The 15,426-nt window shown below is 43.2% G+C and carries 14 protein-coding genes and 2 pseudogenes; all 16 read left to right on the forward strand.

What is annotated here, in order from left to right:
- The first annotated feature begins 71 nt into the window (after positions 1-71).
- The 16 genes and pseudogenes from tdh to GC102_RS17225 all read left to right on the forward strand — a co-directional run bounded on the left by tdh (position 72) and on the right by GC102_RS17225 (position 15,407).
- Positions 72-1,112, forward strand: coding sequence for an L-threonine 3-dehydrogenase (gene tdh / locus GC102_RS17150; RefSeq protein WP_171690629.1), 1,041 nt, complete (start codon positions 72-74; stop codon positions 1,110-1,112).
- Between the two features lie 65 nt (positions 1,113-1,177).
- Positions 1,178-2,353: a glycine C-acetyltransferase gene (locus GC102_RS17155; RefSeq protein ID WP_171690630.1), complete on the forward strand. Its 1,176-nt coding sequence runs from the start codon at positions 1,178-1,180 to the stop codon at positions 2,351-2,353.
- Between the two features lie 140 nt (positions 2,354-2,493).
- Entirely contained in the window at positions 2,494-2,667 is a 174-nt protein-coding gene (locus tag GC102_RS17160) for a hypothetical protein (protein ID WP_171690631.1), read from the forward strand.
- 280 nt (positions 2,668-2,947) lie between these two features.
- On the forward strand, positions 2,948-4,117 hold the full coding sequence (locus GC102_RS17165) for a CapA family protein (RefSeq protein ID WP_246320969.1): 1,170 nt from the start codon (positions 2,948-2,950) through the stop codon (positions 4,115-4,117).
- 126 nt (positions 4,118-4,243) lie between these two features.
- Positions 4,244-5,261, forward strand: a pseudogene (gene tnpB, locus GC102_RS17170) (IS200/IS605 family element RNA-guided endonuclease TnpB); the annotation flags it as partial.
- A 609-nt stretch (positions 5,262-5,870) separates the two neighbouring features.
- Complete coding sequence (locus GC102_RS17175) at positions 5,871-6,290, forward strand: DoxX family protein (protein WP_171690633.1); 420 nt, start codon at positions 5,871-5,873, stop codon at positions 6,288-6,290.
- A gap of 267 nt (positions 6,291-6,557) precedes the next feature.
- Positions 6,558-7,133, forward strand: coding sequence for a Crp/Fnr family transcriptional regulator (locus tag GC102_RS17180; protein WP_246320965.1), 576 nt, complete (start codon positions 6,558-6,560; stop codon positions 7,131-7,133).
- Between the two features lie 131 nt (positions 7,134-7,264).
- A complete protein-coding gene (locus tag GC102_RS17185) occupies positions 7,265-7,459 on the forward strand; it encodes a YgaP family membrane protein (RefSeq protein ID WP_246320966.1) in 195 nt (64 codons plus the stop codon).
- A 154-nt stretch (positions 7,460-7,613) separates the two neighbouring features.
- Positions 7,614-7,914, forward strand: a pseudogene (locus GC102_RS17190) (OsmC family protein).
- A gap of 201 nt (positions 7,915-8,115) precedes the next feature.
- On the forward strand, positions 8,116-8,679 hold the full coding sequence (locus tag GC102_RS17195) for a TetR/AcrR family transcriptional regulator (RefSeq protein WP_171690634.1): 564 nt from the start codon (positions 8,116-8,118) through the stop codon (positions 8,677-8,679).
- Positions 8,680-8,815: 136 nt separating this feature from the next.
- Complete coding sequence (locus GC102_RS17200) at positions 8,816-9,562, forward strand: 3-oxoacyl-ACP reductase family protein (protein ID WP_171690635.1); 747 nt, start codon at positions 8,816-8,818, stop codon at positions 9,560-9,562.
- A gap of 516 nt (positions 9,563-10,078) precedes the next feature.
- Positions 10,079-11,260, forward strand: coding sequence for a hypothetical protein (locus GC102_RS17205; protein ID WP_171690636.1), 1,182 nt, complete (start codon positions 10,079-10,081; stop codon positions 11,258-11,260).
- 382 nt (positions 11,261-11,642) lie between these two features.
- Positions 11,643-13,073, forward strand: coding sequence for a serine hydrolase domain-containing protein (locus GC102_RS17210; protein ID WP_171690637.1), 1,431 nt, complete (start codon positions 11,643-11,645; stop codon positions 13,071-13,073).
- Positions 13,074-13,346: 273 nt separating this feature from the next.
- A complete protein-coding gene (locus GC102_RS17215; RefSeq protein ID WP_171690638.1) occupies positions 13,347-13,538 on the forward strand; it encodes a hypothetical protein in 192 nt (63 codons plus the stop codon).
- The gene (locus tag GC102_RS17220; protein WP_171690639.1) at positions 13,539-14,771 is read left to right on the forward strand and encodes an aminopeptidase; all 1,233 of its coding nucleotides are present in this window, start codon (positions 13,539-13,541) and stop codon (positions 14,769-14,771) included. It abuts the gene before it with no gap.
- Between the two features lie 27 nt (positions 14,772-14,798).
- Positions 14,799-15,407: a TetR/AcrR family transcriptional regulator gene (locus GC102_RS17225; protein WP_171690640.1), complete on the forward strand. Its 609-nt coding sequence runs from the start codon at positions 14,799-14,801 to the stop codon at positions 15,405-15,407.
- The last annotated feature ends 19 nt before the right edge of the window (positions 15,408-15,426 follow it).

The following is a 15,426-nucleotide window of genomic DNA, read 5'->3' on the forward strand; positions in this document are numbered from 1 at the left end:
TTGTATAATATGGTATATAGATGATAAAGCGCACGTTTGTGCATTATATTAAACTAAATGGGGGAACGATGATGGGCGCTACCATGATTGGATTGGTTAAAGAGCACAGGGGACCTGGTGCCATATTGAAAGAAGTTCCTATTCCGACTTGCGGAGCCGATGAGGTTCTTGTCCGCATTAAAGCAACATCGATATGTGGAACAGATTTACATATTTACAATTGGGATGCCTGGGCAGACAAAACTGTTGTAACACCGAACGTCTTTGGTCATGAATTCGCAGGCATTGTTGTGGAAGTCGGAGAACGGGTCACGGGTGTTGCAATCGGTGATTATGTTTCTGCGGAGGGTCACATGGTATGCGGTTCCTGTAAAGCATGCCGAACAGGGAATGCGCATGTGTGCCCGAATACTAGAAGCTTCGGGATTACGGCACCTGGCTGTTTTGCCGAATATGCCGTAGTGAAGGCAACCAACATTATTCATAATGCTCCTGACCTGCCTTTTGAAATCGCTTGCTTGCAGGACCCGCTTGGTAACGCAGTGCAAACGGTTCTGTCCGGCGACATTGTAGGAAAATCAGTTGCCATCATAGGTGTGGGTCCGATTGGCTTATTGGCCATTCAAGTAGCAAAGGCTTGCGGAGCAGGAACAATTTATGCCGCGGATATTAACCCAAACCGCTTGGAGCTCGCTCGACAAATGGGTGCGGATGTTACGATTAACGCTATGGAAACGCGTATATCCAAGGCTGTCCGAGAAATGACGGATGGAGAAGGCGTTGATGTTGTTCTTGAAATGTCTGGCAATCCTCAGGCCATCGTAGACGGCTTTGAAGCTGCCGCCAACGCGGGCAGAGTGTCCTTACTCGGCATTCCAACCAAAGAGGTGAGCCTGGACCTTACGAATCAAATTATTTTTAAAGGGCTGCGCGTTGAAGGGATTACTGGGCGAAAGATGTACGAAACTTGGTATCAAATGAAGGGACTGCTGAACCAGAAGCGAATTGATCTAGCACCGGTTATCACACATAGATTTACATTAGATCAGTATGAGGAAGCGTTCCAGTTAATGAATCAAGGTCAATGCGGCAAAATAGTATTTACACACTAAAGCAAAACTCCAAAGCGGATGCTTACGATGCAAGTCTTGCTCCGCAAAACTCTGAGGAGGTTCACATGAACTATTTGAATGATTTGGCAGCGGATATCGAAGGGTGGAAACGAGAAGGAAGATACCGCTCCATTAAAGTATGGGAAAGCGGTTCTGACTCCTGGATGTACCTAAATGGTAAGAAAGTTCTTCAGATGTCTTCCAATAATTATTTGGGTTTGACCCATCATCCGAAGCTTAAGGAAGCTGCGATCGCAGCTATTGAGAAGTATGGGGTTGGCAGCGGTTCGGTACGCACGATTACGGGAACTCTCGATATTCACGATGAACTGGAGATCGAGCTGGCCAAGTTTAAAGGCACTGAGGCAGCCCTTGTGTTTCAGTCCGGTTTTACAACGAACCAAGGCGCATTGTCAGCTGTTCTTGGACCCGATGATGTGGTGATTAGCGATGAGCTGAATCACGCGAGTATTATTGATGGCATTCGCTTAACGAAGGCAAGCCGCAAAATTTTCGCCCACAAGGACATGAATCAACTTGAAGCCATTTTGAAAGAAACCCAAAAGCATCGTAAACGTGTCGTTGTAACAGATGGTGTATTCAGTATGGATGGCGATATCGCGCCGCTGCCCGACATTGTTCAACTAGCAGAAGCCTACGACGCTATTGTGTATGTGGATGATGCCCACGCGAGCGGAGTCCTTGGCACCAACGGTAAAGGCTCGACAGACCATTTCGGTCTTCATGGAAGAGTGCATATCCAAATAGGCACCTTATCCAAAGCAATCGGAGCTGTTGGTGGCTATGTTGCCGGTGCGCAGCTCTTGAAAGAGCATTTGATTCATACGGCAAGGCCGTTTCTGTTCAGTACCTCGCAACCGCCTGCGGTTGCAGCAACGTGCTTAGCCGCTATTCAAGTGCTTAAGGAAAGTTCGGACTTAGTAACAAAGCTTTGGGATAACGCTAATGGTTTCCGGGCTGCTTTACAGCAGTTAGGTTTTGATACTGGCGCAAGTGAGACACCTATCATACCGATTATCATAGGCGATCCCGCACAAACCATGCGCTTCTCGGATCGTTTGCTGGAAGAAGGTGTGTTCGCCCAAGGTATCATTTATCCGACGGTCGCTATGGATAAAGGCCGAGTGCGGCTTATTGTAACGGCTCAGCATACAAAGGAAGACTTATCTTTTGCCTTAGATAGACTGCAGAAGGTCGGTCAGGAGTTTGGATTGATTTAGACAAAGTAAAAAGTGCTGCCACCTCTGAACAAGGGTGGCAGCACTTTTTTTGTGCTTTTGGAACCATACCATTTGGATATGTCCGACTCATAATCTCTCACATAGGATATATCATCCTATTTTTATAGGAGGTGAGAGAAATGAAAGTGAACTATTATACGTTAACTTTGGGTTTATTAGGAGCAGTCAAACTGATTTTGAACGCTTACGGATTAGATATTATTCAAGACGATGAGATGAATGCAATTGCTAATGGCGTAGCAGCTGTCTTATCTATAATCGGGGTTTACACCAACCATCAAAAACCTGTCTAAATACCGAGGTTCAGGGCGATAACAGGGATGGAAAATTAAGGCTTATTCCAAATGGGATAAGCTTTTTTCCACATAAGAATTTATAAGTTTCCGACTTAGTCGGAGAATGAAATTCTTATTGGCGAATAAACCTTCCCATAAGCGCGGTCGCTCATCTTCGAAAGACCTCGATAGAGGTTTATCTCATTTTACCAAACAATGTTTAATCATGGACTACGCCGCGGTAGGGGAATACTAACGGAGCAATCACCATTCGACTCAACAGGAGAGGTTCATCGTGATGCTACGTATTGCTGTGATTGTTACAATCCTGTTTTTGACTTCCGGTTGCTTGAACAGATTCACAAGACCCAACGAAATTAAACCAAAAGCAGATCAGACCTTGCCACCTATCAAGCCATCCCTACCCATCACTTCTATAGAAGAAAAGCCGGTAGTAACCAAAGTTACTTTGGGAGCAATCGGTGATATTTTGATTCACGATCGCGTCTATTTCGACGCAGAACAAAGAGATGGGACCTACAATTTTAAAAAAATGTTTACAGAGGTTCAGAGGATGTTACAAGTTCCCGATATTCTTGTAGCTAATCAAGAAACGATGATTGGAGGCAAGGAACTGAGACTCTCCGCCTATCCTTCGTTTAACAGCCCTCATGAAGTTGGAGATGCACTGAAAGATGCAGGAGTGGATCTTGTAACTGTTGCTAATAATCATTCCCTTGATAGAGGAGAGATGGTTATTCAAAGTGCTCTTACTTACTGGGACACGCTCGGAATCCCTTACACAGGAGCTTTCAAATCACAAGCAGATCATGACAGGATTAGGACGATAACCAAGAATGGTATTACATTTTCGTTTTTGAGTTACACCTATGGGACCAACGGAATTCCACTTCCTAAAGGAAAATCTTATTTGGTAAATATGATTAATGAGACTCAAATTCATAGTGATGTGGAACAGGCCAAACCAATATCCGATGTCATTGTGGTTGCTGTGCATTGGGGTAAGGAATATGAACGGTTCCCGAATAAAACTCAAATGGGACTCGCCCAAAAGCTAGCGGATCTTGGTGTTCATATTGTGATAGGTAACCACCCGCATGTTCTACAACCTCCGGCTTGGGTAATAGGGAAAAAAGGAAATGAAACTTTAGTTCTTTATTCACTCGGAAATTTTCTATCCGCTCAGAGTGAGTTACATACAAGAATTGGAGGGTTGGCATCCATTGATGTTGTCAAAACCAAAATGTTAGATAAATCCACGATTAAATTGAGCAAGCCGAGTTTTCATCCAACTTACAACTATGATCTTTATTGGCGGCAATTCAAGATTATTTCAATGGACCGCTTAACCAATGAACAACTAGATAATGCTAGTTCTCACTATGAAAAGATGAAAAGACATATGAGCACATTTATTCGAGATTTGCACATCGTTACATCCAATTAAGCAATTTATGAACAGCCGAGAACACTCGTTACTTTAGTGATGAGATGAATCGGCGGTTTTGTCACTTAATCACGAACGTATGTGCTATAATGGTTATACTGCTACTATTGAAAGGAGGTTGCTGTTTTGCTACACCATAAAGCGTTTAGCTATCGCATCTACCCAACAAAGGAGCAGGAGAACCTCCTTCGCAAAACGTTTGGCTCCTGCCGTTTTGTTTTTAATCGCTTTCTTGCGGAGTGGAATCAAGCCTTTACGGAAACAAATAAGGGATTGTCTTACAACACGTGTGCAACACAACTCCCTGCTTTGAAACAAGAATTCGAATGGCTCAAAGAAGTGGACAGCATTGCTTTGCAGTCTGCTATCCGTAACCTGGCAGACAGCTTTGACCGATTCTTTAAAAGGCAAAACGCGGATCCGCGTTTTAAGAGTCGTAAAAATCCTGTTCAAAGTTATACAACTAAGTATACCAACGGAAACATCGCTATTGAGGGTCACTTTCTCAAGCTTCCGAAGCTTGGACGTATTCGTTTTGCAAATTCAAGACCACTGGATGGACGCATCCTCTCTCGCAAGGGTTCGCCAAAATGCGGCTGGCAAATATTTTGTTTCGATCCTTTGTGAAGCAGAGATAAAATCGTTACCGGAGATCGCTAAAGTAGTTGGCATTGATTTGGGCATCAAGACGTTTGCGGTTTGTTCCGATGGTCAGGCGTTCGCCAACCCAAAGCATCTTAGCAAATACGAAAAGCAGTTGGCTTTATGGCAACGACGATTGTCTCGCCGCACCAAAGGCGGCTCCAATTGGAAGAAAGTTAAAGTCAAGATTGCCCGCATCCACGAGAAGATCGCCAACTGCCGCAAAGACTTTTTACACAAACTGTCAACGAAGCTGATTCGTGAAAACCAAACTATTTGCCTCGAAGACTTGCAAGTGTCGAACTTAAAAAAAAATAACAAATTGGCAAAATCCATTGCGGAAGTCTCCTGGTCGATGTTTCGCACCTTTCTCATGTACAAAGCTGACTGGTATCATCGCACGATCAGCGTCGTTGCGAAAAACTTTCCGTCCAGCCAGCTTTGTCATGTGTGTGGAACCCGTAATTCGGATGTGAAGCATCTTGCCTTACGCGTATGGACATGCACGGGATGTGGCACCATCCATGATCGGGATCACAATGCTAGTCAAAATATTAAGCAGGAAGGCATTCGTCTGCTTGTCGGTTAAGAACCATCCCGCAGGAAATGCAGATTACGCCTGGTTTACTTCTCTATAGTAGTGGAGATGATCCAGGAATCATGCGAATTCATTCGTGTGAGCATTCAAGAGATGTAGTGTTTGATAGTTTAGTTACGGCATAATTCGTTACCTCTTGGCAAATAATGAAACAAGATCCTAAGGAAAGGAGCAATGAACATGGGTGATAACGGTCCAATCAAACCAAACGGGTCTCAACATGCTGAGAAATCAAATGATCCAGAAAAACAAGGAAGATCCGCAGCAAAGAAAAAATCAAAGTAATTGATAATACATTGATGAAAAAAGCTTGATTGGCAAGGTTTTATAAATATGATCGTTGTTAATTTCAATCACGGCTGCCGAGAGCAGGCGTGATTATTTGCGTTAATCCCTAATAAGTACAATAATAAGTTATTTATAGTTGCTTGACATTAGTAAGTATATTACTGTATTATACGAACATAAAGTTTATTACTTTAAAAAAGTTAGTGAGGAAAAGGGGACATAAAAGTGAAAAATAATTATCATATTGGCGCTTTAATTATAAGAGTACTGTTAGGAATTACCTTCTTTGCTCATGGAGTTGCTAAGTATCAAGGAGGTATTGGCAATATAGCAGACTGGTTTGACAGTATCGGTATTCCAGGCTTTATGGCCTATGTCGTGGCAACGATCGAACTGATAGGGGGACTTGCACTCATTCTGGGATTCGGTACACGTGTTGTATCCGCACTAATGGTTATCATACTTCTAGTCGCTACTTTTAAAGTGAAATTAGCCGTAGGATTCTTCGGAAACGGTCAAATGGCCGGATACGAGCTGGATCTTTCGATGATTGGGGCAGCTATTTATCTTCTCTTAAATGGCAGCTATGTAATCTCCATTGATTCTTTGTTCAAAAAGGGTCAAAAACCAACACAGCTTGTGTAATGTTTCTTTAGTCTGAGAGGTTACATTCCTGTATTTAAGAAGTGACAGCTAGTCAGATATTGACTGCTGTCACTTTTTTATTTGCACTAAGTTAGATCGAACAATGGACTAGTTAATGGTATACTGTGCTTGTTAAAACCTACCATTTCACAAGGAAGGATACTACCAATGTCTTCTGCCATGCTTGATAAAGTCCCGCATATTGTATCATGCTTCCCTAGTTTGTCCGATATTTCCATAGAGGACTGGAGCGATGAGGGAATTATAATGTTAGATTTACAGCCTAGCTTTGTATTTGAAGAGGGCCAGTTCTTGGATCATGCCGTTTTAATTCTGGAAGGAACAGTAAGAATGTATAAGATCAGCGGCAGCGGAAGAGAAATAACCCTGTATCGAGTCAATGGCGGGGAATGCTGTCCCCTCATGATGTCCAGTATTCTCGGTGAGACCGAATATGAAGCTTCTGCCTGCATCGAAAAGCGTTGCGCTGTAGTTGCTATTCCAGTTGACGTGTTTAAAGACTGGATGGACCGTTACAAAAGCTTTCGACAGTTTATTTTTAAAATGTTCGCCAAAAGAATTATCATTATGTCCAACTTACTGGATAGCATCAACTTCAAATCAATCCGCGGCCGAATAGCAGAATATCTGGTTGAGATGACTGATGATGGACGAGATAACCTTACCATTACGCATGATACCCTATCCATAGAGCTGGGAACGGCCCGCGAAGTCATCAGTCGAACGCTGAAATCGCTCGAGAAAGAAGGGGTGCTGCAATTATCTAGAGGCCAGATTTCTCATATACTGCGTGAGGATTTGAAAAAATATATAGAACAATAATTGCAGCTATTATTACCTCCAAACGTTCATTTTATTGCTATGTGACAAAGTTACGGTTCTATCAAAACGCTTCTGTTATGATCGTAATCAGAAACACAATAAAACAAACCAATACAATATGGAGGTAATAGATGATGAAAAATGTTGGCGGTACAGATCGTGTAGTTCGTGTTATTTTGGGTGTAGCGCTATTGTCGTTGTTTTACTTCTTACCTGGTTACTGGAAATTAGCAGGATTGATCTCACTTCCGTTCCTTATTACAGGCATAGCGCAAAAATGTGCGATTAATCAAATGCTTGGCCGTAATACTTGTAAAATTCGTTAAGTGTGGAAAAAAGGAATGAGGCTATTCCAAAGTAGAGTTACTCTACTAGTGGGATAGCCTTTATTTTTTTACCTTCAGAAGTTCGTATAAGAAGATGGGTTGTAGGAGATAAATATGTTTCGTGATATTTCCAAATACAAAGGGGAGAATTGATATGGAAAAATTGTATACAGCAACGGCAACGGCTGATGCTGGAAGAGAGGGGAAAGTCACTTCGAGCGATGAAGCTAATCATCAGGACGAAGAAAGTTCAAGTGGAGAGCACGAAAGTAACCGCGAGTATTACCATTGGCAAAAATGGGAGTGGCGGCTATGAATTGGCAGCCAAAATGGATGTTTCCGTCAATGGCGTCGAGGCCGATGTTGCCAAGGAATTGGTTGAAGCCGCTCATCAATTTTGCCCGTATTCCAAAGCAATCAAGGGGAATATCGAAGTTGAGGTTAATGTCGTATAGTACATGAATTGAATGAGCAGATCGATTAAAAATAAGCAGGATTCGCTATTAGCGGTCCTGCTTATTTTTTGTATCAGATAATGTACGTTCTCTTTAGAACAGATAGGTTGTATTTTGGGAAAAATTCGGAATGATCGTTCCTTAAAGTGTTGAAAAGATGTTAAAGATGTTGTAGAATAAGTAACAGGGGATGATTAAAAAATGTCCAGAAACAAAACTTTTGACATCGACAAAGCTATTGAGAACGCAATGGAAGTATTTTGGGAAAAAGGATACGAAGGAACCTCAATGCAAGATCTTGTCGACGCGTTAGGACTAAGTCGCAGTAGTATTTATGAGACTTTTGGCAGCAAAAAGGACTTGTATCTCGTAGCTTTAGATAGATATGAAGATCAATCCAATGATTGCTTAGGTTCAATTCTTTATGAAAAAGGACCAGCTAAAGAGTTGTTGATCCGCTTTTTTAATAAAGTAATTGAACATAATATGCCGAAGAGTTGTTTTATGGTGAATGCCACATTGGAAATGACAGCTCATCCCGATGTATCAGGACGCGCACAGTCTACCACAGCCAAAAACGAAAGAGCGTTCTATCAGTTATTAACACGCGCTTTAACTAATGGTGAAATCAAAGGAAATCCTAATTTAAGAGCCTTATCTCAGTATCTTGTAAATGTTAAGTATGGTATTTCTGTTTCGGCTGTGACTTCTGATCGTCAAACACTAGACAATATCGTTAGTATGTCATTAAACTTTCTGCGATAATTTTTTTTATTCCTTTTCGGAACGATCATTCCCTAATGATAAACTCAAGCGAGAGAAGTAGCTCGATGAATCTAATGACTCGGCTTGGAAGATTATGCTACAAATACAATCATCATTTTAAGGAGATGTTAATTATATGCAAACTGCAACATTATCAGGAAAAGTAGCATTGGTTACTGGGGGGTCCCGCGGTATTGGAGCGGCAATCGTGAAACGTCTCGCCAGTGTAGGCGCAGCCGTTGCCTTCACCTATGCGAGTGCTGTGCAAAAAGCTGAGGAATTAGTTAAGGAAGTTGAAGCAGCAGGGGGCAAGGCGTTAGCCCTTCGCGCTGACAGCAGCGACCCAGATTCAGTAAAAGGCGCAGTTTCTGATACGGTAAAAGCTTTCGGTGGAATAAATATCCTGGTTAATAATGCCGGTCTACTTGAAGTGAAGCCGTATGACCAATTTACGATAGAAGAATTTGATCATTTAATGGCCGTAAATGTTCGTGCCATATTTGCAGCTGTGCAAGCTGCAGCTCCACAAATGGGAGAAGGGGACCGTATCCTCACAATCGGCAGCATTAACGGCGATATTAGTGCTTTCCCAGGTATGAGCCTTTATAGCATGGCGAAGGCAGCCGTAGCTGGACTTACTCGTGGGCTTGCTCGCGATTTGGCACCGCTTGGTATAACCGTCAACAACCTTCAACCGGGCCCGATTGATACGGATATGAACCCAGCTGATGGTTCGATGGCTCCTATGCTTAAAGGCTTAATTTCTCTGGGCCGTTATGGAAAAGCAACAGAAGTGGCTGGTCTGGTTTCTTATCTGGCATCCCCAGAGGCTGCTTACATTACAGGAGCATCTATAAACATAGATGGTGGATTCATGATTTAAGCGTGGGGGATAGAACCGGTGCAACCGTTGATCTAGATATGGCGTTAGTGGAGAAAAGCTTGAGCAATCAGGCTTTTCTTTTTGTCTAGTTTTAACATGACGATATCGAAATAAAGATTGTCTTCCGCTATCGTTTTTGACATCGCCAACCATGGTAATGACTTCCCACATTCGGAATCACCATTTATGATCCTTATTGCAAGCAAAACATTGGAACCGTTTTATTTTACGTTCAAAATAAAGATTTTCAGAAGAAGATTGAGCTGAAAATTGTTATATATCTAAAGATTTCGTTAGATCCTTTATATTTGGTGATCCAAAGAAGCTTTATAATGATGACATTATGCCGAGAAATGGTTGAAGGAGGAAATTCTTTTGTTTTCTGATAAAAGCATCTATGTGAAAGATTATACGCGCCCATCTGAATAGGATAGCGCAGCAGGTATCCGCGAAGCAATTAACAGAGCTATAGAGGTGAGTGCGGAAAGAGTCATATTTGAACCAGGGAGATATAGGTTGGTTTCCGTTAAGCTGCTAGAGACCGAGGGAATGGTACACGATGAAGGAAGCGGCAATCAACAATCGAAAGAATGTCATCTGCCAATTAACGCTTCTAGCGGATTAACGCTTCAAGGAGCAGTCGGAGAAGACGGTGAACCGGCAACTGTGCTGGTCGGTTACAATGACGAGGCTATTCATAGTTATTTGCCATCGATCTTATGGTGTGAGGACAATGAGAACCTGTCGCTGCTGAATCTCGCGTTTACGAGAGAGCCTGAATTCGCATCTGCTGGAGTGGTCATAGCACGTACAGATACGTCCATTACAGTGAAGGTCTTCGATGGCAATCCATGCTATGAGAGAATGGGAACTTACTGCATGAACCGATTGGACTCCATTACAGGGGCATTGATTGGGGAAAGTGTCACCTATGGTGGCGGCGCGGACGCTACTTGGAAAATGGTAGGTGAACGGACGCTTGTCTTAAACAGCGTGAGCGTGGCTTCCAAAGTTCTGCTAGGCGAACATCTTTCGTGGCATCAAGGAGCACAAACGGATTTCCAAACCTACTTTGCAAGATGTAATGATCTCGAACTGAACAATATACGTGTACTGAATGCCAACGGTTTTGCAATGTTAACAGAGAGCTGCCGCCATATAACAGCTGATCGGGTCGTTTTCAAGCCTGATGGGAACAGATTATTTACGGCACCGAGAGATGCATGGAAGCTGTTTAAGTGCGGCGGGAGAATTGAAATCAGCAGGATGTATGTGGAAGGCGTCAGAATGGATGGGCAAAATATTCAAAGCAACTGGCTATTCTTTGGCAGCAGGCTTTCACCGCGCGAAGCGCTGTTCTTCGGGAAGTATACGTTTGCCGCATTGCAGGCAGGCAGCCATATAGAATTTTACAATGGTGAGCATATGGAGAAAAGGGTGATTGCTGATTGGTCCCATGAAGGGGAGCAGGAGGGCGGACATCTCTATCGCGTTCAATTCACACAAGATATTCCTGAATTTGCGGCCGAGGGAAGCCTATGTGCGGCCGATTATTGGGAGGCTGAAAGCTATAGGTGTACTCACTCCGAGTTTGTAAACATTGCTGGAGCCGGGCATCTTATCAGGAATGATCATGTTACGATTGCGAGTTCGATCATTGCGGATTTCATCCGCGATATGGCGCTGAGGGCTGCATAGGCATCAAATCCGCAGGCTTCGATGGGAAGCATAATCGAAATATTACGATTACGGGAAATCTCTTTAAAAATTCGGCGATCGGCGTTCATGCCATTGATGCTGATGAAGTCGTGGTAAAGAATAACCGATTCGTAAATGTGGATCAACCCTTGGTTGTTAGACCAGGTATTACGGGTAGGATTGATTTTGAATAATATGAAAAAAGGAGGACCTTCGAAGCTAGCTCGTAATTCCTGTATTACCCGGTATGCAGGTAATATGCTCCTATCGATTTGCATGTTGTTGATAGTCTTGTAATCTAATATTTGTAAAAGTAGACAATACAAGTGATATAATAGACTTGTTGGTTTACATATTCTGGTGTGTAGAAGGAGAGACAAGAATGAGTGCTATTCGATCCCTACCAAGAAGTCAGCCTGAGCGTCAAGGTATCGCGTCTTCCTCGATTACAAGATTGCTACAAGAGCTTCAAGACCGCAGTCTAGAGCTTCACAGCTTCATGCTCGTCCGACACGGGCACGTTGTTTCGGAAGGATGGTGGACACCTTATTTGCCTGAACGTCCTCATATGCTGTTTTCTTTAACTAAAAGCTTTACTTCAACAGCCATCGGATTGTTAGTGGGAGAAGGGCGAGTCTCGCTCGATGACCAGGTTATCTCCTTTTTCCCTGAGGATACGCCGCCAGAAGTTACACCGAATTTAGCTGCGATGACCATCCGACACTTACTCATGATGGGTACAGGGCATGCAGAAGATACGTCCGGAAAGATGCAGTCAACCGATAACTGGGTTAACAATTTCTTACAACTTCCCGTGGAACATGAGCCAGGTACGCATTTCGTGTATAACAGCGGGGCTACTTATATGCTTTCGGCCATCTTACAAAAGGTAACCAATCAATCACTACTGGAATATCTGCAGCCGCGACTGTTGGAACCGCTGGACATCCAAGGAGCCACTTCGGAAAGCTGCCCCCGCGGCATCCACATTGGCGGCTGGGGAATGAAGATCAAAACCGAGGATATTGCCAAGTTTGGACAGCTATATCTACAAAAAGGTCAATGGGATGGGGACCAGCTCATACCTGAGTCGTGGGTAGAAGAAGCGACAACGAAGCAAATTTCCAATGACTCCAGCACCAATAATGATTGGTCTCAAGGGTATGGGTATCAATTCTGGAGATGCCGTCACGGCGCTTATCGAGGCGACGGAGCTTTCGGGCAGTTCTGCGTTGTCCTCCCGGAGCAGGATGTCGTCATCGCGATAACGTCCGGAGTGAATAACATGCAGAACGTTCTTGATACGATTTGGGAGCATCTGCTGCCTGCCTTGAAATCAGAAGAACTGCCTGAGGATAAGGAATCTTCTGAGTTGTTAACCCAAGTGTTACATGGACTGCGCTTAGAACCGCCACGAGTTCTTTTAAGCTCAACGCTGGAGACCAGCATATCGGGAATCGAGTTCGAGTTAGAAGAAAATGAGGAACAAATTAAAACATTATCTATTGATTTTACAGAGGATTCCGCCAACGTATCAATTGAGAATAACACCGGAAAACATACGGTTTACTTTGGTAGAAACGAATGGTATGAGGGAACGTATACGCTGCATATGAGACAGAAAAATGTAGCAGTAGGCTCAGCAACATGGCAGGATACAAATACGCTCTTGTTAACGTTAAGATACGTGGAAGCGCCATTTTGCGTGACTTTAAAATGCTCGTTCTATGAAGGTAGCATACAACTACAGTTTCTACAGAACGTTTCGTTCGGCAATGAGGAACCTAAGTTGATTCTAGGAAAAGTTAGATGAACGATGGTTGAATAAGAAAAAGGTCGGTCTGCCGCAGCAGACTGACCTTTTTCTATATGCTTAAGGCGCCAGATGATACCGATTACGGTAGTCTCGGGGAGAGCAGCCGGCATGGGTTTGCTTATTAAAAGAGCTCAATGACTGAAAACCGCTTTTTTCAACGGTCTCGATGATTGAAGAAACTATAGGGACTTTGTCTGTAGGTTATGTGCGGTGGACGGAAGGTCGTAATACAAGGGAATACATCCGGCTGCTGGCTGAGAAGATGAAAATATGGCAGTTGTTAAAGCCAGAGAACAGGATGTTGAACTTTTGGCAAGGCTGCTTCCCAAATGTAAACCTATCGGAGCCGAAAGGCTCCTTTTTTATTTCTTGACAGTTGGCACGATATGGAATAATAATGAAAATAATAAAACGACTGGTCAGTCTTTATTATTTCAATTTGTAGAACGAAGGAGGATTTAAATGAATTCATTCCAAGGCAATTTAGATAAATATGCATCTCTAGCCATACAATTAGGGGTCAACGTACAACCGGGACAAACATTAGTCATCTTCGCTCCTCTAATCTCGGTGGATTTCGTACGAAGATTGGTAAAACAAGCCTATGGGGTCGGCGCAAAACACGTTTATGTTGAGTGGTTCGACGATGAAATTACTCGGTTAAAGTATGAGCTAGCTCCCCATGAAGCATTGCTTGAGTACCCGATGTGGCGGGCAAAAGGGTATGAGGAATTAGCAGAAAATGATGCTGCCTTTCTATATGTCGTGGCCAATAACCCCGATCTTATGAACGGTATCGACCCCAAACGCATTCAAACAGCGAGTAAAACATCCAACACTGCTTTGCGGGAACTGTCTGCCGCTAGGTTAACCAACAAAGTCAGTTGGTCGATTATCGCCGTTCCTTCACCTGCATGGGCGGATAAGGTGTTCCCATCACTCCCCGAAGAAGAGCGGGTTGACGCCCTATGGAATGCTATCTTCCAAGCTACAAGAGTAGACCGGGATGATCCTGTGCAGGATTGGAAAGAACATTCAAGCTCTTTAGACACTAAAGCAAAAAGGCTTAATGAACGTCAATATAAGGCGCTTCATTACCGCGCTGACGGAACAGACATTACAGTAAGTCTACCTCATGAGCATATTTGGGTTTCGGCCGGTAATACCAACAGTAATGGCATCTCCTTTATAGCAAACTTGCCTACTGAAGAAGTATTTACATCTCCATTAAAAAAAGGCGTAAACGGAACCGTGAAAAGTACCAAGCCGCTTAGTTACAATGGCAATCTCATTGAAAACTTTTCAATAACATTCAAAGAAGGGCGAATTATTGGTTTTAACGCCGAAAAGGGAGAAGAAAATTTGAGTAGTCTCATTGAGTTTGATGAGGGTTCGCACTATTTGGGTGAAGTTGCTTTGGTTCCGCATCGCTCGCCTATTTCTAATACAAATCTTATTTTCTACAACACACTTTACGACGAGAATGCTTCATGCCATTTTGCCATCGGCAGAGCTTTTCCATTTTGCCTGAATGGTGGAAAAGAGATGAGCCAACAAGATCTTCAGCATCATGGGCTAAACGACAGCTTGACGCATGTTGATTTTATGATGGGCTCAGCAGACATGGATATTGATGGGATCTTGGAGAATGGGGAAGTGGAACCATTGTTTCGTAACGGAGATTGGGCGTTTTGATTTACTAATAGAAAATGGAGGTGCTGAATGTCACCTAAAGTTACGCAAGCTTATAAAGAAGAAAAAAGGGCGATTATCCTTGAGGGAGCGCTGCATTGTTTTATAGAAAAAGGATTTCAAGCTACGACTATTGATGATATCGTACGTCATTTGGGGATGAGCAAAGGCGCTATATACAGTTACTTTTCCAGCAAAGAAGAGATGTATATCCAAATGGCCGACGATAAAATGAATGCGATGGTGGAGAACTCCAGTGAAGATTTCAAAAATATGCCAAGTGCTGCCGATCAAATACGTTATATGTTTGATCGATTCCGTCGACAATCACTTGACGAAATGCGCAAATGGCTGGCCTTTCATTTGGAGTTTATGCTGTATGTAGCACGCCAACCGGAATTAACGGAACGATGGAACCAGTATGCGAATAAAGCTTTATTGTTCATGCAGGAAATTATGGAGGGTGGCAGAAAGACTGGCGAGTTCCGTTCCGATCTTGATATCGCGGCAGCTTCCCGTTTGTTCTGGTCAGTTAGAGATGGCCTTGCTCTACAATTTATGCTTAGTGGAAAGGAAACCGACTATAAGTCCATGATTAATGAGATGGAAAAGAAGGTATTTCGCTATATCATCGGATAATTCACTATGGAGGTAGAGG

The sequence above is a fragment of the Paenibacillus germinis genome, assembly GCF_013141785.1.
Classification (GTDB): Bacteria; Bacillota; Bacilli; order Paenibacillales; family NBRC-103111; genus Paenibacillus_E; species Paenibacillus_E phytorum.